Annotated in this window: 19 protein-coding genes; all 19 read right to left on the bottom strand. The window is 44.0% G+C overall.

Going from position 1 to position 15,605, the window contains the following annotated elements; genetic code table 11:
• Positions 1-459: 459 nt before the first annotated feature.
• The 19 genes from Q8R38_06670 to Q8R38_06580 all read right to left on the bottom strand — a co-directional run bounded on the left by Q8R38_06670 (position 460) and on the right by Q8R38_06580 (position 15,350).
• Positions 460-1,110: a methylenetetrahydrofolate reductase C-terminal domain-containing protein gene (locus Q8R38_06670; protein MDP3791709.1), complete on the bottom strand. Its 651-nt coding sequence runs from the start codon at positions 1,108-1,110 to the stop codon at positions 460-462.
• 2 nt (positions 1,111-1,112) lie between these two features.
• On the bottom strand, positions 1,113-1,601 hold the full coding sequence (locus Q8R38_06665) for a TlpA disulfide reductase family protein (GenBank protein ID MDP3791708.1): 489 nt from the start codon (positions 1,599-1,601) through the stop codon (positions 1,113-1,115).
• A 34-nt stretch (positions 1,602-1,635) separates the two neighbouring features.
• On the bottom strand, positions 1,636-2,361 hold the full coding sequence (locus Q8R38_06660) for a cytochrome c biogenesis protein CcdA (GenBank protein ID MDP3791707.1): 726 nt from the start codon (positions 2,359-2,361) through the stop codon (positions 1,636-1,638).
• 3 nt (positions 2,362-2,364) lie between these two features.
• Complete coding sequence (locus tag Q8R38_06655; protein MDP3791706.1) at positions 2,365-2,577, bottom strand: hypothetical protein; 213 nt, start codon at positions 2,575-2,577, stop codon at positions 2,365-2,367.
• 19 nt (positions 2,578-2,596) lie between these two features.
• Positions 2,597-2,974, bottom strand: a complete 378-nt coding sequence (locus tag Q8R38_06650) for a response regulator (GenBank protein MDP3791705.1) — start codon at positions 2,972-2,974, stop codon at positions 2,597-2,599.
• Positions 2,975-3,029: 55 nt separating this feature from the next.
• Positions 3,030-3,941 (bottom strand): permease, encoded by a 912-nt coding sequence (locus Q8R38_06645; protein ID MDP3791704.1) that lies wholly within the window; start codon positions 3,939-3,941, stop codon positions 3,030-3,032.
• Between the two features lie 64 nt (positions 3,942-4,005).
• Positions 4,006-5,220 carry a homocysteine biosynthesis protein gene (locus Q8R38_06640; GenBank protein MDP3791703.1) on the bottom strand — a complete coding sequence of 405 codons (1,215 nt, stop codon included), beginning with the start codon at positions 5,218-5,220 and terminating at the stop codon, positions 4,006-4,008.
• 2 nt (positions 5,221-5,222) lie between these two features.
• The gene (locus Q8R38_06635) at positions 5,223-5,891 is read right to left on the bottom strand and encodes a metal-dependent transcriptional regulator (GenBank protein MDP3791702.1); all 669 of its coding nucleotides are present in this window, start codon (positions 5,889-5,891) and stop codon (positions 5,223-5,225) included.
• Positions 5,892-5,906: 15 nt separating this feature from the next.
• Entirely contained in the window at positions 5,907-7,682 is a 1,776-nt protein-coding gene (locus Q8R38_06630; protein ID MDP3791701.1) for a ferrous iron transporter B, read from the bottom strand.
• A gap of 9 nt (positions 7,683-7,691) precedes the next feature.
• On the bottom strand, positions 7,692-8,156 hold the full coding sequence (locus tag Q8R38_06625; protein MDP3791700.1) for an Rrf2 family transcriptional regulator: 465 nt from the start codon (positions 8,154-8,156) through the stop codon (positions 7,692-7,694).
• 79 nt (positions 8,157-8,235) lie between these two features.
• Entirely contained in the window at positions 8,236-9,171 is a 936-nt protein-coding gene (cysK, locus tag Q8R38_06620) for a cysteine synthase A (GenBank protein ID MDP3791699.1), read from the bottom strand.
• Between the two features lie 38 nt (positions 9,172-9,209).
• Complete coding sequence (locus tag Q8R38_06615) at positions 9,210-9,923, bottom strand: hypothetical protein (GenBank protein ID MDP3791698.1); 714 nt, start codon at positions 9,921-9,923, stop codon at positions 9,210-9,212.
• A gap of 22 nt (positions 9,924-9,945) precedes the next feature.
• A complete protein-coding gene (hemB, locus tag Q8R38_06610) occupies positions 9,946-10,875 on the bottom strand; it encodes a porphobilinogen synthase (protein ID MDP3791697.1) in 930 nt (309 codons plus the stop codon).
• Positions 10,850-11,590: a uroporphyrinogen-III C-methyltransferase gene (gene cobA / locus Q8R38_06605; GenBank protein MDP3791696.1), complete on the bottom strand. Its 741-nt coding sequence runs from the start codon at positions 11,588-11,590 to the stop codon at positions 10,850-10,852. Before cobA ends, hemB begins: the two co-directional genes overlap by 26 nt.
• A complete protein-coding gene (locus Q8R38_06600; protein ID MDP3791695.1) occupies positions 11,574-12,080 on the bottom strand; it encodes an HD domain-containing protein in 507 nt (168 codons plus the stop codon). Before Q8R38_06600 ends, cobA begins: the two co-directional genes overlap by 17 nt.
• Positions 12,081-12,122: 42 nt before the next feature.
• On the bottom strand, positions 12,123-13,058 hold the full coding sequence (gene cysK, locus Q8R38_06595; protein MDP3791694.1) for a cysteine synthase A: 936 nt from the start codon (positions 13,056-13,058) through the stop codon (positions 12,123-12,125).
• Between the two features lie 10 nt (positions 13,059-13,068).
• On the bottom strand, positions 13,069-14,040 hold the full coding sequence (locus tag Q8R38_06590) for an inorganic phosphate transporter (protein ID MDP3791693.1): 972 nt from the start codon (positions 14,038-14,040) through the stop codon (positions 13,069-13,071).
• A gap of 44 nt (positions 14,041-14,084) precedes the next feature.
• Positions 14,085-14,804, bottom strand: coding sequence for a phosphoadenylyl-sulfate reductase (locus Q8R38_06585; protein MDP3791692.1), 720 nt, complete (start codon positions 14,802-14,804; stop codon positions 14,085-14,087).
• Between the two features lie 114 nt (positions 14,805-14,918).
• Positions 14,919-15,350 (bottom strand): Rrf2 family transcriptional regulator, encoded by a 432-nt coding sequence (locus Q8R38_06580; protein MDP3791691.1) that lies wholly within the window; start codon positions 15,348-15,350, stop codon positions 14,919-14,921.
• Positions 15,351-15,605: the final 255 nt, after the last annotated feature.

The raw sequence follows: 15,605 nt of genomic DNA, 5'->3' as shown, positions 1-15,605 counted from the left end.
CGGCCCCTAAACGGGGCCTCATCCCGCCAAAAAGCGGCGGGATCGCCTAAGTTTAAAACGAAGGCGAACATCCTCGGCCCTTTTTAACCGTTTTTCGTCATCACAAAAGACCTAACATTTTTATTGTGCTTCCCATAACCGTAGGCTTAGGTTGTTGCACTCATACCGTATAAAACTTCCCTGTCTGTCTATGGATATCAATCGCGGGTGACGCTTTGAGGACTTTTGGATATTGGGCGAGCATGGCATACAGGAATAGACCGCCGCTATAGGATTCCATATTGACCATCACGTATATGCTTTATATAGCCGGATGCGTTGTTAATCCTGGCGGGCTATTCATAGAGTCTATGCGAACCTGTAGAAACAAAAGTCCTCAAAGCGGCAGGCCCCGCTATCAATACATTAGAGAGACGGGGAAGTTTTATATCATAAGGGTGAGAGAGGAGGAAACAAACTTTATTGCAGTTTCAATTGCCGTGGCTTCGATGATTTGGAGTAATCTTTGGGGGGACGCTTTGCTTTCAGCAGATTCAGGTTGCCCTGTTTTTTTAGTTGATTATAGATGAGTATCCACGCGCAGTCGCGATTTTTGTCTACTTCGCATTTGCCCTTATCCTGCCCGCCGCAAGGCCCATTTAATAACCCTTTGGCGCAGCGCGTTACCGGACATATAAGACCCGTAAGATCGAGAATGCAGTCTCCGCATGCGGAGCACCTTTCCATAAATGTGCCGGACGCGTCGATAGCGCCCATAAAAAGGGTGTCACACCCAACGTGAACTTTCTTATCGACCCGTAGGTTCTCCGCGACGGATTGTATCCCGAGGCCGCATGCCAATACCAGAATGGCATCCGAAGATTCGATGGTTTTTCTGTTCTTCGCCAGCTCCATCTTCACTTTTGCGGCAATACACGGCGCTGTCGGTACAGAATATCCCGTCACAACCTTGCCTTCTTTCTCGAGCAACTCTTTTATTTTTTTGACATCCTCTTCGCCGCCGGTTTTACACGTGGTGGAGCACTCACCGCAGCCGATGAGAAAAATATTCTTCTCCCCTTCGAGGTACTTTAAGATCTCTTTTATCTCTTTTTGTTTAGTTATAATCATGTTTATTTAAGCAATTCCTTTATATCGGCCTCAAAAACACTCTTTGGGCGAAAACCTATATATAGCTTAACTATCTTGCCGCTTTTATCCAATATAAATGTCGTCGGTATACTCCTTATCGGGCCATAAAGATTACTAACCTTGCCATCATCTACGAGAATTGGATAATTTACGCCAAACTCCTGCGCGAAATTTTTCGCGTCTTTGGCATTAACCAATGCCACGCCTATTACGGCAAAGCCTTCGGCGCCATACGCCTTCTGCAGCGCTATAAAATCGGGGACTTCCTGTTTACAGGGTGGGCACCAGCTCGCGAAAAAATCCAGTATTATTACCTTACCCTTAAAACTGGAAAGGCTCACCTGCTTGCCTTCGATATTCGGAAGGCTGAAGTCGGGCGCCTCGCTTCCTATTTCAATCGCTCCCGTACTGGAGCAACCCACCGCCAAAAACAATACCGCTATCGAAATAAACCCTTTTATGAATTTCATAATCGCCCCTTTCTTTGCCTCGCCGATAGGCAGGCTATTTTGTAAACGAGCTCAATAATTTTTCCGATATAACCGCAAGATAATTCGTCGCCAATAAAATTCCGATCATTATAAGAAAGACTCCGCCTATTTTATTTATTACGCCTATCGCCTTCTGGAACTTGTTAAAATGTTCCAAAAATGAGTTTACCAGAATTGCTGTTATAAAAAAAGGTATGGCTATGCCAAGTGAGTAAGCGGTCAGAAGTTTCGCGCCTGCAAGCATATCTGCCTTTGTGCCGGCAAGGACCAGTATTGAGCCCAAGATAGGCCCTGCGCATGGCGTCCAGGCCGCGGCAAATGTCACGCCGATCAAAAATGATCCCGCATAACTTGCGCCTTTTGCCACTATGGGCAGCTTTCTTTCCTTAATAAGGAAATTAAAATTAAGTAGCCCCAAAAGCTGCAGGCCGAATAACGCTATGAGCGCCCCTCCGGCTATTCTTATAAATTTTTGGTATTGAAAAAGCGCTTTACCGACGAATGTCGCGGTAAGCCCCAGCAATACAAATACTACGGAGAACCCTACGATAAAAAGAAGCGAATGGATAATAGTCTTCTTCCGGAGTATCTTTTTCTTCTCTTCGTTCTTAAAGTCCTGGAATGACACTCCGGTTATATAGGCAATGAAGGCCGGTATTAATGGTAGAAGGCATGGAGATAGATACGTTAAAAGGCCCGCGGCAAACGCTACTATGTATGATATGTTCTCTGAAGGCATAGACTATTGCAGTTGCGTAACCCGCACTTTTATTATCTGCAGGTCCTCTCTGATAGAATTCATCGCTGCCATAAGATCTTCCTGGCCCTTAGCGATATCATTAAGTTTGGATAAAATATCGGAATCTCCCTGTGCATTCAACGGACCATGGGCCAACACAAGGCCGAATGCAACTCCGACGATAAACAGGACAACTATTATCAATTTTTTCTTCATATAATACCCTCCGCGGTGATTATTTGTTTTTCTGCAATAATTCACGCATCTTATCTAAAAGCACTTGCGGTTCAAATGGTTTGGTTATGTAAGCATTAACGCCCACAGCCTGGCCGAATTTTATATCACTGGCCTGAAATTTTGCGGTGAGCATTATCACAGGAATGTCTTTGTAGTTATGGTCGAGTTTGAGCTTGCGGCAGACATCAAAACCGTTTATCTTTGGCATCATGATGTCCAGTATTATAATGTCCGGCGCGACTTCTTTGACCTTCTCAAGCCCTTCTTCACCGTCATACGCGACAGCTACTTCAAAATTATTCGCTTCGAGGCGGGTCCTTAAAACAGCGACAAAATCTATCTCATCATCTACTATAAGTACCTTTTTACCAGCCATGATTTAACCCCCGATCCTTCGGCCACTTTAAGGTATTAATAAATAGTATATAGTATTACCTTATGTTTGTCAAAATTAACTGATAGCCGACCCCAAGTAAAAGAGAGATCACTATTAATGATGATAGAAATATCGACAAGACCTTAAGCCCATATTCTTTTTTTAATACGAGTATCGTACCATAACTTGTTACCGGCCCGATTAAAAGAAGCGTCATGCCCGCTCCAACACTCATACCCTGCCTAATAAGACTATCCACAAATGGTACCGTGGCTGTAGAGCATATATATGTGAGGACGCCAAAGACTATGGAGAATAGATAACCTACCCATCCGCCAAGATATGATTTGACCAGCTGCCCTAATGGGACGAATGTAGCGACAATGGTAGCCAGTAATATACCCATAAAAAGCTCCGGGCCTATCTCTTTTGGCAACGTTACAAAGGCGTATTTCAAAACCGACTTTGCCCTCTGGGCCATGGTCTTCTTTTCATGCTTGTGTATATGCTCAGGCTTCAGCTCACAGTGCGGACACGATATCTTCTCTGGCTGCGTATGCCTGACATGCTTTATTCTGTCACCTATAAGCCCTATGGCTAAACCCATTATTATCACCGCAAAAAATATGTATATGGCAAAATTTAATCCGAGGACTGAATATGCGACTAATAACGCGCTTATAGATGTTGCGGGTGTGGCGACAAGAAAAGCGAGAATGGGCCCAAGCTTGGCGCCCTTTTTGTAGAAACTCACCGCTATGGGAAGGCTTCCCCAGCAGCAGACCGGAAGCAGCGTGCCTATCAATGTAGAATAAAATATGGGCTTGATCCCGCCGCCGCCTAAGTATTTTAATACTTTGTCTTCGGGTATAAGCTCATGCACCAGCCCGCTGATAAAGAACCCTACCGCGAGCGCGGGGAGTATCTCATAGAGGTAGTGCAAAAAGACATGCGCAAAGTGAGCCATATTATACTCCGTTCACAGGCAGTCCTTTGGCGGCCGCCAAAGGACTGCCTCCAGCTTGATACAATTACTCTTCCTTGACTGGCCGCTCTTTGAGCGGCTTGAAGCTGTAGCCTGAGTCCGCCCCCGGCAATGCCTGCACAAACTCCGTAAGGAAGAACTTCTTATCCGCTATCCACTTCTTCAATTCATCGGCGATCTCGCGCGCCTTAGAGTAGCTCGAAAGCGATGATGTAGGAACTTCTTTTCCTTTCACGGATATCTTGCCGCTTCTTAACTGTTTGTAATTAACCTCTCCGAGAGAGCCGACCTTGCCTTGAGGATAGTCTTCGCTGTAATCGACTATCTGTGTCCACAGATTCTCGTCTTTTGCCGCGGCAGACTTAAGAATATCTTCATTCAATATAGGTATAGGTATCCCCATGCCGACAACGAGCGTTGTCCCATAACCCTGGAATGATGTGCCCATGAGCCACTTCGACTTCATCTGTTTGAGATCTCCCATAACCGCCAGCGTTCCGGCGGGCGCTTGCGGCACACCATTATCTTTTCTCTTCACGGAAGGATTATGCTGCGTACCATGCCAATATACATAGCCTACTCCTCCACCTAAATATATACGCGTTCCAACCCCTATTGTCCTATAATATGGATCCTTAAGAAGCGGGGATAGCTGCCCTGCCGAACAATAATTCGCATTACCTATGTTTGGTTTTAACGACCCCATATAGGTGTATATTGTTTTTTCTGTAGATAGATTGACTGCGCAATTATAGTTCTGGTAACAATTACGCGGATTTAAAAGAACCGCCTCGTTGATGTCTTGTATATTGATATATGTCTTGATATGCTTGCGCGGATAGCAATCCGTACCATACGCGGTTCCTTCAAGCACTACATCCTTACCCCCAACGAGCTCCTCTATTACATGCGCTCCGCCATATTTAAACTCACCCGGAAATACTTTGTTCCTGGGATCGTCGTCAGGCATAGCGGTTGCTCCCACATAAATATCGACCGCCGCAAATCCCGCATACGCCGGCACATTGTTTAAAGTTACTTTGCCGCCGCCCAGCTTTATCTTTGGTTTAGAATGTCCTATATTAAGGTAGGCGCCGCTTGAGCACATCGGACCAAACGTTCCCGTTGTAACAACATCCACTTTCTTCGCGGTCTCGGCCAACCCGTTCTTCTCTACGAGGTCTATTACCTCCTCGGCCGTGACCACAACGACCGCCCCGCTTTTTATCTTTTCATTTATCTCTTTAATCGTCTTCGCCATCTTTACACCTCTCCTTTCTTTACTCTCTTTACAAAAATCTCTTTTGCTATTTCACTTTCCAACGCAACCTGAGTCTGGTCAACCTGTATCACAAACGAAGGTGATACCTGATGCACGAACACCTTCGCCCCGGGCGTGACCCCAAACGCCATCAGCTTATGAAGCTGCGGATGCTCTCTTGTTAATACATATACTATCCGGGCCGCCTCTCCCGCGGACAGTTTTGACAACGACACAACCACACTCTCCAGGTAATCCTTTGCCTTCCGGCAGCAATCTCCCGAAGGAATGGGAAGACCGTGCGGGCATTCTTTCGGATGCCCTAAAAGCGTACATATGCTTTCTTCTACCTCCTTTGATAAAATATGCTCGAACTCGCACGCCTGATAATCCATCTCTCGCCGCCCGAGTTCAAGTACATCGATAAGAAGTCTTTCGGCAAGGCGTTGCCTCCTTGTAATGTCCCTTGCTAAGCCCTCTCCTTTTATCGTAAATCTTACGGCTTTACTATTGTCAAGCGTGATATAGCCTTCTTTGATAAGCGTATCCAGAATGTCTTCACCCACCTTATCAACTATCCTGGGTCTTAAGCTCTGCTCGCTAAAGACATTCTTTTCTCTCTCATCCCAGACTATGCTTAACGCTTCTTCTATCTTATGATCTCTTTCCATATCTTTCCCTTTTATTTAAATGACAGATATCCCTAAGGCCGATAAATGGCGTACAAGAAAATTCAGCGCCCCTCCAAACAGAAATGCGAATATAAATACAAATCCGCCTATTAGACAGGCTATTTTTATGCCTCTTTCTTTAACAATAACAAAGAACTGGGCCACACACGGCACAAACAGTGTGATAACGACGACACTTACCAGAGTCTGAATTCCATCTAACGCGCCTGACTTTGAGAGCGCGTATAGTCCTGCGGCGCCATAATCTCTTCTTAAGAAACCTATTATAAAGGCTTCGGTCGCTTTTTGCGGCAATCCCAATAATCCAACTACGACCGGACTGACCAAACTCTCTATCACCTTTAGTAAACCGGCTGCGTTCAATATAAATAGAAGCGCGGTTCCCAGCACGAATAACGGCACAGCCTCTTTAAGATACCACTTAAGCCGGGCAAACGTCTTCACAAATATATTCTTTATCTGCGGCATTCTTATAGGCGGTATCTCCTGTATAAATGGGCTTCTGGCGCCCGGAACAACCTTAGAAGCAATAAATCCAACGGCCACAAGAATAAGGATCATTATTACTAACCACGAGACAAGCGCTTTACCGGAAACACTGCCCAACATACCCATTATTACCCCGAGCTGTGCTGAACACGGTATGGCTAAAGTTAATAATATGCTTACGAGTATCCGCTCTTTTTTTGTATCGAGTATCCTGGCGGTCAACGTTGCCATCGTTCCGCATCCCAAGCCTAATATTATGGGTAATATCGCCCTGCCATTTAAGCCTATCACCTTAAAGATGGTATCGCTTAATACAGAAAGCCTTGGAAGATATCCTGAATCCTCCAAGATGCCAAAAAATAAAAAGAAAGCCGTAACTATGGGAAATATGATAGCAAACGCATAAGTCAAGGCCATGGTAAGAATGCCATAGTCTCCTATTAAAAAATCTCTTACCAGACTCGCGCCTATATATTTATCAACTACCGATATAAAAAACGGATTTACTATATTTCCAAATAGAGTATTCTCAAAAAAATCTACTAATGTACCCGCGGCGAACTTTCCTACGAAAAAGTACATCAGAGTCATGATTAGTATTAGTATAGGCACACCGGTAATGGGCCTTGTAGTTATCCTACCGATCGCTTCAGCAATATTTTTCTTCAGTGGTTTAGAAAACTTTAGTATATCTTTTAATAGCGCTTCAACTACCCTCTCCCTGGCTCTCATTAACGATATCTTGTCAGTGCCCGCGCCTTCTCTTTCAGTCTTTAAATACTCTACGGCAGGGCTTGGCGCTTTGGTCTTCAAAATAGCTTCTTTCAATTTCGCTATACCTTCACCGGTAACAGCTACGGTCTCCACTATATTTATGCCAAGCCTGTCCGCAAGCTTTTTTACATCTATGGCTATGCCGCGCTCCTTTGCCTCGTCACTCATATTAAGGCATAATACAAGCGGTATGCCAATCTCGATAAGTTCAAGTGTGAGCAATAACGACCTCTTTAGATTTTTGCTGTCCGCAACCTGGACTATCACAGCGGTGTCACTCTTTAATAATATATCTTTTGTGACCTCTTCGTCCTCTGAATGAGCGGTAAGACTATTGACACCCGGCGTATCTATTATAGTATACTGTTTTGCGCCAAATTTGCCCTCACCCTTAGAAACATCCACGGTTGTACCGGGATAATTCGAAACAGTAACGTAATTTCCGGTCAAGGAATTAAAGATTACGCTCTTACCTACATTTGGATTACCGACTAATGCTATATTCATTTTACCTTTTTATATCGCGTATTCGTAACCGGACTTGGCGCGGCGCCCTTTTCTTCTGTATCTTAATATCAGGTCGGCAAATGTCAGATTGTCCACAATTTTTGATGTAACCAAAGCCACCTCTTTCCACACGCCCCTGAAGATACAGCTTGCCATATCCTTACATCCTTTATACTTATCTTCCTTCACGCATGATATAGGCTCTATCGGGCCTTCTATAAACCTGACTATCTGGCCGACGGTTATATCTTTAGCGGATCTTGCCAAAGAAAATCCGCCATTTATCCCTCTCTTTGATTTAACAAAACCGCCTTTTCTTAAAGCCAGCAGTATCTGTTCTAAAAATTTTGTCGGCATATCGCCATGCCCGGCTATTTCGGATATAGACATGACGCCGTCGCCTTCCTCATCGTGCTTTAAGGCAAGCTGAAAAATGGCTTTTAAAGCGTAGTCTCCTTTGTATGTTATCTTCATGACGGTTCGAATTCCTATAAATATGATTAGTTTAGTGTGGATTATACAGGAAAGCTCGAATTTGTCAAGGTTTTTTATTTTACGTCAGAAATTCCTGAAATAACCAGGTGGAGAGGTATCTTTCTCCGGTGTCGGGCAGGACAACGACTGTAGTCTTGCCTTCCGACTCTTTTCTTTTTGCCACTTCCAGCGCCGCCCACATCGCAGCGCCGCTGGATATACCAACGAATATCCCCTCTTCGCGCGCCAATCTCTTGGCTATCGCTCCCGAATCTTCGTTGGAAACCTGCATGATCTCATCTATTATTTTCAGATCCAATACCTGCGGCACAAACCCCGCGCCTATACCCTGTATCTTGTGTGGGCCGGGCTTATTGCCGGACAGCACCGCTGAATCTTTCGGCTCAACGGCGATGATCTTTACCGTGGGCTTGCGCTCCTTTAAGACTTCTCCTACGCCCGTAATCGTTCCGCCGGTTCCTACGCCCGCGATGAATATATCCACTTTACCATCTGTGTCTTTCCATATCTCTTCGGCCGTCGTCTTGCGATGTATCTCGGGATTAGCAGGATTATTAAACTGCTGGGGCATATAAGCGTTTTTGGTCTTTTTAACAAGTTCCTCCGCCTTCTCAACCGCTCCTTTCATGCCCTTTGCACCGTCCGTAAGGACAATTTCGGCGCCTAATATCTTTAAAAGCTGCCTTCGTTCCAGGCTCATCGTGTCCGGCATTGTCAGTATCAATTTATATCCTTTTGCCGCAGCGACAAACGCGAGTGCTATACCTGTATTTCCACTCGTTGGCTCAATTATGACAGACTCTTTTTTCAGCAGCCCCTTCTTTTCGGCATCTTCTACCATCGCTATGCCTATCCTGTCCTTAACGCTTGATAATGGATTAAAAAATTCCAATTTTGCCAGAATTGTCGCGCCAACTCCTTCCGTAAGCTTATTTATCTTAACTAATGGCGTGCGGCCTATCGTTTTTGTTATATCAGAAAATATGCCTGACATACGAACCTCCAAGTTTACACCGGGCCGGTGTAGTTTTATTATACCACAACTTCCTTTAAGAACCTATCCCTGCCAATTTCCTCTATAAGCAGCGCCAAGCGCTGCTTTGGCTTGGCATTCTCTTTAAAAAATTTCACAGTCTTTTCTATCACGACTAATGCCTCATCTTCGGTAAAGATACGATCAAGCTTAAAGCCGTTCCTTGGAGTCTTCCCGCCGCAGCCTCCCAAATAGATAGCATACCCTATCTTTTTGGTCGCGAGATCTACCTGGCCATGAATGCCTATTTCGGAAGTTTGAGGGCGGGTGCAGGTATTGGTACAGCCGGATATGACAATTTTAAATTTATGCGGAAGGTCCATAGCACACTTTATACCCAGTTCGTTTTCGATCCTATCGTATAAAGAAAATGTATTAATAAGCCCTGACTTGCACCAATTATTTCCCGGGCAGGTTGTAGTCGTCCTTAAGCGGGGACCTGATGTGCCGGTCTCTATACCGGCTGCTCTTATTTCCTTTTCAACACGCTCGATATCTTCAAATTTAATAAAAGGTATCTCTAGACCTTGCCTTGTCGTGGCATGAATAATGCCTCGCCCATATTTAGCTGCTATCTCATTTATTTTTAAAAGGTTGTCCGGGCTATACACGCCATGCGGCATCTTTGCCCTAAGGACAAAAAATCCGTCCTGCTTCTGCCTCAAAAATCCCCGTTTTTTCAGACCGTCATAATCAATATTTTCCGCACTCATTTTTTGATCCTCCAGACGAAATTTACCATTTCGCTATTTCCTTCGCGTGATACGTAATAATATAATCGGCGCCGGCCCTTTTTATCGATACTATTATTTCTTTGACCATTTCGCCTTCATCCCACAGGCCCTGTTTTGCCCCATACTTCACAAGAGCATACTCACCGCTTACATTATAAGCAGCTATCGGCTTATCAAATTTTAACTTTGCCGATTTTATTATATCCAGATAGGCAAGCGCCGGCTTGACCATGACTATATCCGCGCCCTCATCGATATCCTCTTTAATTTCTGCTAATGCCGATCCGGGATCAGAATAGTCCAGCTGGTAACCTTTTCTGTCCCCGAATTTGGGCGCGGAATCTGCCGCATTCCTGAATGGCCCGTAAAAATTGGACGCAAACTTCGCGGAATACCCCATTATCTTAGTTTTGCGGTATCCATTCTCATCCAAAGCCCTTCTTATCGCCGCAACCTGCCCCTTCGCCATCGCTGACGGCGATACATAATCTGCTCCGGCTTCTGCGTGCGCAACCGCAATTTTTGAAAGAGCGACTAAAGTTTTCTTATTATCTATAAAATTATCCGATTCCCGATCCCATGTCCCGGGTTCCCGAATAATTCCACAATGTCCATGACTTATATAAGCGCATAGACAAACATCGGTCATTACCGTTAAATGTGGAAATCCCTCTTTTATCCGCCGAACCGCGAGACTTACTATATTATCTTTTTTGTGCGCCTGGCTTCCTAATTCGTCTTTTTTGCCCGGGACACCGAATAACAAAATTTTATTAACACCCAGCGCTTTTAATTGTCTTATATCTTTTATCAGTAAATCTATAGAGAATCTATGCTGGCCGGGAAAAGAGCGGATCTTTTCTTTCCTATTACTGCCGCCAACCACAAAATAGGGGCATATAATATTATCTTTTTTTAAATTTATACCCATATAGCCTATTCCCGTATTTTACAACTTCCCCTACGATAAATATCGCCGGCGATTTAATTTTATATTCACGCGCTCTCTTAGCTATATTAGAGACGTTCCCTGTTACTATGCGTTCTTTGTCGGTTGCGCCTCTCTCTATAAAGGCGCATGGTGTGGTACTTTTTCTTCCTGATTTAATTATTGCCCTTACCACATTTTCTATATTAGCTACTGCCATTAGATAGATTATTGTATCACAATCCGGTGCGTCGAGGGCTTCACTATTACTTTTTCTGCCGGTCAGAATCGCCACTGACGAATATTTCCCTTTTCTCGTAAGCGGTATACCGAAACTTTCCGGGGCCGCAAATGCCGACGTCAGGCCCTGGATTATCTCAAATTCTATGCCTTTCTTTTTTAGATATAGGGCTTCTTCGATTCCTCTTGAGAATACAAGCGGATCCCCTCCTTTTAGGCGAGCAACTACTTTGCCTTGCCCTGCCTTTTTATAAAGAAGATTATTTATAGAGCGCTGCTCCAAAAGGTGCAAACCATCGGCCTTGCCAACACATATTTTTTTGGCGGATTTTTTTGCTAACTTCAATAATTCAGGGCTTGCCAAAAAATCATACACAATAGTATCGGCTTTTTTTAGCGCCTTTAAAGCTTTTACCGTTATAAGCTCCGGGTCCCCGGGCCCCGCGCCTATTATGTATATTTTACCCGTTTTTTTCATTTTTAATATAAATTTCCTCGGCCCTGGATCTTCCTGTTGCCGTTAAAAATACTTTCTTGATTACATCTTTTAGTTTTTCTCTGTCATTAATATCATATTCGTCCCTAAGATTAACTAACCAGTCTGCATCCCAGAGAATCCTAAAATTTGCGGTATCTATCTCCCCGGGACTGTGATGACTGGCTATTATTTGGCATACCTCTGAAATAATCTCTTCATCCACATTTAGATCATGTAAAATCCCTGTTGCTATAGGAGGGCCCTCTTTTTCCTGTAAGTGGCCTGCGGTGGAATTATACTTTTTTTCACATTCCTTTATACCAATATCATGTAGTATAGCTGCGGGAATGACTACTTCTCTATCTCCTTTTTCTTTTTCCAGAATTTCCTTGGCATAGCCCAACACAGCGCGAGCATGCCGAATACGCTTGGCGTCCTCGGCAAAGTATCCTTCCATTTTACTTAATAGCCTCGTTTCTATATCAGGCATATTTTTGAGTCATTTTGCCGCACTTTTATAGCGAAAGTTCCATTAAAACTCAAAATACTGCGCTACCGAAAAATATCTTTCCCCGGTATCCGGAAAAACGGTTACCACCCTCTTGCCCTTACCTAATTTTTTTGCAACCGCCAAAGCTCCTACAAGGGCTGCACCGGAAGACGGCCCACTAAATATTCCTTCTTTTTTTGCCAGCAACTTTGCCATATCGTATGCGTCCCTATCACTAACAGTAATAATATCATCGATTATACTTCTATTCAATATATCCGGAATAAAACCAGCTCCTATGCCCTGTATCCTATGGGCGCCATGTGGCTTGCCGGATAAAACGGCGCTGGCTTGGGGCTCAACTGCTATAATTCTAATTTCCGGGTTATGTGCTTTGAGCACTTCTCCCACTCCTGTTATGGTCCCGCCGGTTCCTACCCCTGCGACAAAAGCGTCTATTTTCCCACCGGCCTGCGCTATTATCTCCCGTGCAGTAGTTTTTCTATGCGCCTCGGGATTAGCCGCGTGCTGAAACTGATGCGGCATAAAAGAATGCGGTGTTTTTTTATATAATTCCTGGGCTTTCTTTATCGCGCCGTCCATACCTTTACTGCCAGGCGTAAGAATGACCTGGGCTCCGTATGCTTTCAATATGTATATTCTTTCAAGACTCATCGTTTCCGGCATAGTTAACACGCATCTATATCCTTTTACCGCGCACACCATTGCAAGCCCAATTCCAGTATTGCCACTTGTAGGCTCTATCACTGTTGAGTCTTTTGTGAGCAGGCCTTTATTTTCTGCGTCTTCTATCATGGCAAGCGCTATTCTGTCTTTCACGCTTCCGCCGGGATTGAGCGATTCAAGTTTCGCCAGTACTTCTGCCGTATCGGGCACTGTTACGCGATTAAGCCTTATCAAGGGGGTGCCTCCTATAGACTCGAGTATATTAGCACTGATCTTTGTACTATTTTGCATGACTTACTCCTTAATGTGCCAGATAATTGTGAAAAATATTGTGTATGCCAAAACTCAATAGCGCCGTAAAAATCGGTACAAGCACCCAAACCCATAATATTCTTTTCACTATAGATTTTTCTGCAGTAACTTTAAATCCATCTTTAACACAACTTATCCCCAAGAGAGAAAATGTCGTGAACTGCACATAAGGGGTCGGCAATCCTAACAAAGATGCCAGCAGTACGAATGTCGCCGTAATAAAAGATACTATACTTGCAGAAAACTCTCCTACCGGTATTATATCTTTTGAAACGGATTTTATCATTCTCTCTCCCGCGAAATAAGCCCCCAATCCAAAAAACGGGCTTATAGCAAATAACCAAAAAAGGTTGCCCATGCCTAATAAGCCTGTTAGTGGGGCCACCACATTAGCAACGTTATTCGTTCCTACGCTGAAACCGGCATACATATCATGAATAATTATAAACTTTTTAAACTTTTCCCTGTGCACGAAAAAATTTTCATAAAATCTTAGGTTCCCATGCCGGGGCGGATATATTTTGCGCTTGATAAAGATCGTGAGAATAAAAGATATTATAGAAAAGGCGAGCGCGAACATCAGTATCTTACCCACCGTATACCAGTTGACCCTGCCATAAAATAAACCCGCGCCGACAAAACTCGCTACGGTAACAAAGCTCGTAGATTGCGGCACTTTCAGCACATTGCTCAAAAACATGGTTATTGCCGAGGCCGCGATTATTATTCCGCCGGATAACAGGCTGATCTCTGTATAGGATATCTTCTTTACGAGCGTTTCTACAACACGAGGCCCGACCAGGCACCCGCCTGCAATAACACACAGACCATAAAATAATGCGGCTTTGTTTTTACTTAAAACATTGCTTCCGAAAGATGGCGCAAAGGAAACGGAAAATCCGCTTATTCCCATGTTCAGTGCCAAAAAAATAGCGACAACCAGAACTGTAACTATCAGCATTTATTCGAATTCCTTTCCGCCATCCTATCGGACAGTTCTATTTTTTATGCTTTGTGGCCAGTTTTCTTCAACGGCCTTGTGTGTATTCCGCATTCCCCGCCGCACTTGCTCGTTCCTATCCAGCGGCCGGCGCGTTCATTGTCATCGTTTGTTATATGTGTGCACGGCGCGCATCCTAAAGATCTGTATCCTTCAGCATACAGAGGGTTGACCGGAACCTGATAAAGCGCCAGGTACTGCCATACTTCCCGCTCTTTCCATATAAGGATTGGGTTGAGCTTTATCAAGCCTTTATCACGCTCTTCAACCTCTTTGAAATCCGTACGAGTCCTTCCTTCCGTACAACGCAGCCCTGTGACCCAGCACTTAACGCCCATCTCTTCTATTGCGCGCTTTACCGGCTCAACCTTTAATATGTCACAACACTTATCCGGCTCTGTTTCATAAAGCTTCTCCGGTATGGCAGAGTCGTTTTTATAAATTTTCGTTTCCGGGTATCTGGCTACAAGCTCATCCATGAATTTTATGGTCTGGCTTGGTTTAAACCTGGTGGTTACAACGAACCCGCGAATTTTGGGACTTACCCTCTTTGCCAAGTCCCACACGGCGACCGAGTCTTTGCCAAGAGAGTTTGCCACAACCAAAGAATCGCCGTATTTTTTATATGCTTCTTTGATAAGCTCCTTAGACCTTTCTACCTTCTCCTTGAAATTCAATGTCTCAACTAATTTCTTTAAATCGTCTTTGTTGTCTAATATACTCATTTTTGTTTTTCCTCCCTGTCTGCCGGTAGGCAGGCTTAATTATTGTTATCAACTTAGTAAACATTAACTCGTTAAAAATGATCGGCCCTAAGTTCGCCGACCAAAACCTCTTACCTATATATAGTAGGTAATCTGCTCGTTCTTGAGCTGTGAAACTAATTTGTCAAATGTCACCCCCTCTAATCGCGCAACCGTCTCCCTGCTGGCGTCTTCCAGTATACCAGAGATCAATCTGTCCGCATCTGAAATTTTTGCTGACCTTGCCTTTTTTGGGCTACCTATTATAGTATCGTCAATGGCTCTGAATATATCCGCCAACGATATTCTCGACGGAGGACGCGTCAGATAGTACCCCCCGGCAACCCCTCTTGAACTATTAACAATATTGGCATTCTTAAGGCGCAGAAGAAGCTGCACCAGGAACTTTTTAGGTATTCCTTGTGCCTCGCATAAGGTATTTATCTGTATCGGGTTATCCCCATTATACCTTAGCGCAAGTTCCAGCACGGCTTTATACGCATATTCTATCTTTGCCGGCAGCTTCATATTAAAAAACACATCCTTTCGAATACTCTATTTTGTTAATCAAGTAAGTCAAGTATATCATCGTGCATAAAATTGTCAAGTCTTTTTTTATGCCTTTTTAATTCTTAACTTTTATGCATTATCCACGATATGTGTGCACAAAGTTTTTATTCTCTTTTTGTTTTTTGTTTGTTTTTAAGGTAAATTATGGAGGTGGAAAGATGAGGTATATTATGAGAGATAGAGAGAGGGTGTTTGAGTTGCGCAAGAATATGA

The sequence above is a fragment of the Candidatus Omnitrophota bacterium genome, from assembly GCA_030695905.1.
Taxonomy (GTDB): domain Bacteria; phylum Omnitrophota; class Gorgyraeia; order 2-01-FULL-45-10; family 2-01-FULL-45-10; genus CAZHPY01.
Note: the sequence above shows the minus strand (reverse complement) of the source record. Positions and strands in the feature narration are given on the sequence as shown.

Excerpts from the sequence above, each read along its gene's own strand:
- Q8R38_06670 (MDP3791709.1), bottom strand. The coding sequence starts at position 1,110 with ATGATTATAACTAAACAAAAAGAGATAAAAGAGATCTTAAAGTACCTC.
- Q8R38_06665 (MDP3791708.1), bottom strand. The coding sequence starts at position 1,601 with ATGAAATTCATAAAAGGGTTTATTTCGATAGCGGTATTGTTTTTGGCG.
- Q8R38_06660 (MDP3791707.1), bottom strand. The coding sequence starts at position 2,361 with ATGCCTTCAGAGAACATATCATACATAGTAGCGTTTGCCGCGGGCCTT.
- Q8R38_06655 (MDP3791706.1), bottom strand. The coding sequence starts at position 2,577 with ATGAAGAAAAAATTGATAATAGTTGTCCTGTTTATCGTCGGAGTTGCA.
- Q8R38_06650 (MDP3791705.1), bottom strand. The coding sequence starts at position 2,974 with ATGGCTGGTAAAAAGGTACTTATAGTAGATGATGAGATAGATTTTGTC.
- Q8R38_06645 (MDP3791704.1), bottom strand. The coding sequence starts at position 3,941 with ATGGCTCACTTTGCGCATGTCTTTTTGCACTACCTCTATGAGATACTC.
- Q8R38_06640 (MDP3791703.1), bottom strand. The coding sequence starts at position 5,220 with ATGGCGAAGACGATTAAAGAGATAAATGAAAAGATAAAAAGCGGGGCG.
- Q8R38_06635 (MDP3791702.1), bottom strand. The coding sequence starts at position 5,891 with ATGGAAAGAGATCATAAGATAGAAGAAGCGTTAAGCATAGTCTGGGAT.
- Q8R38_06630 (MDP3791701.1), bottom strand. The coding sequence starts at position 7,682 with ATGAATATAGCATTAGTCGGTAATCCAAATGTAGGTAAGAGCGTAATC.
- Q8R38_06625 (MDP3791700.1), bottom strand. The coding sequence starts at position 8,156 with ATGAAGATAACATACAAAGGAGACTACGCTTTAAAAGCCATTTTTCAG.
- cysK (MDP3791699.1), bottom strand. The coding sequence starts at position 9,171 with ATGTCAGGCATATTTTCTGATATAACAAAAACGATAGGCCGCACGCCA.
- Q8R38_06615 (MDP3791698.1), bottom strand. The coding sequence starts at position 9,923 with ATGAGTGCGGAAAATATTGATTATGACGGTCTGAAAAAACGGGGATTT.
- hemB (MDP3791697.1), bottom strand. The coding sequence starts at position 10,875 with ATGGGTATAAATTTAAAAAAAGATAATATTATATGCCCCTATTTTGTG.
- cobA (MDP3791696.1), bottom strand. The coding sequence starts at position 11,590 with ATGAAAAAAACGGGTAAAATATACATAATAGGCGCGGGGCCCGGGGAC.
- Q8R38_06600 (MDP3791695.1), bottom strand. The coding sequence starts at position 12,080 with ATGCCTGATATAGAAACGAGGCTATTAAGTAAAATGGAAGGATACTTT.
- cysK (MDP3791694.1), bottom strand. The coding sequence starts at position 13,058 with ATGCAAAATAGTACAAAGATCAGTGCTAATATACTCGAGTCTATAGGA.
- Q8R38_06590 (MDP3791693.1), bottom strand. The coding sequence starts at position 14,040 with ATGCTGATAGTTACAGTTCTGGTTGTCGCTATTTTTTTGGCACTGAAC.
- Q8R38_06585 (MDP3791692.1), bottom strand. The coding sequence starts at position 14,804 with ATGAGTATATTAGACAACAAAGACGATTTAAAGAAATTAGTTGAGACA.
- Q8R38_06580 (MDP3791691.1), bottom strand. The coding sequence starts at position 15,350 with ATGAAGCTGCCGGCAAAGATAGAATATGCGTATAAAGCCGTGCTGGAA.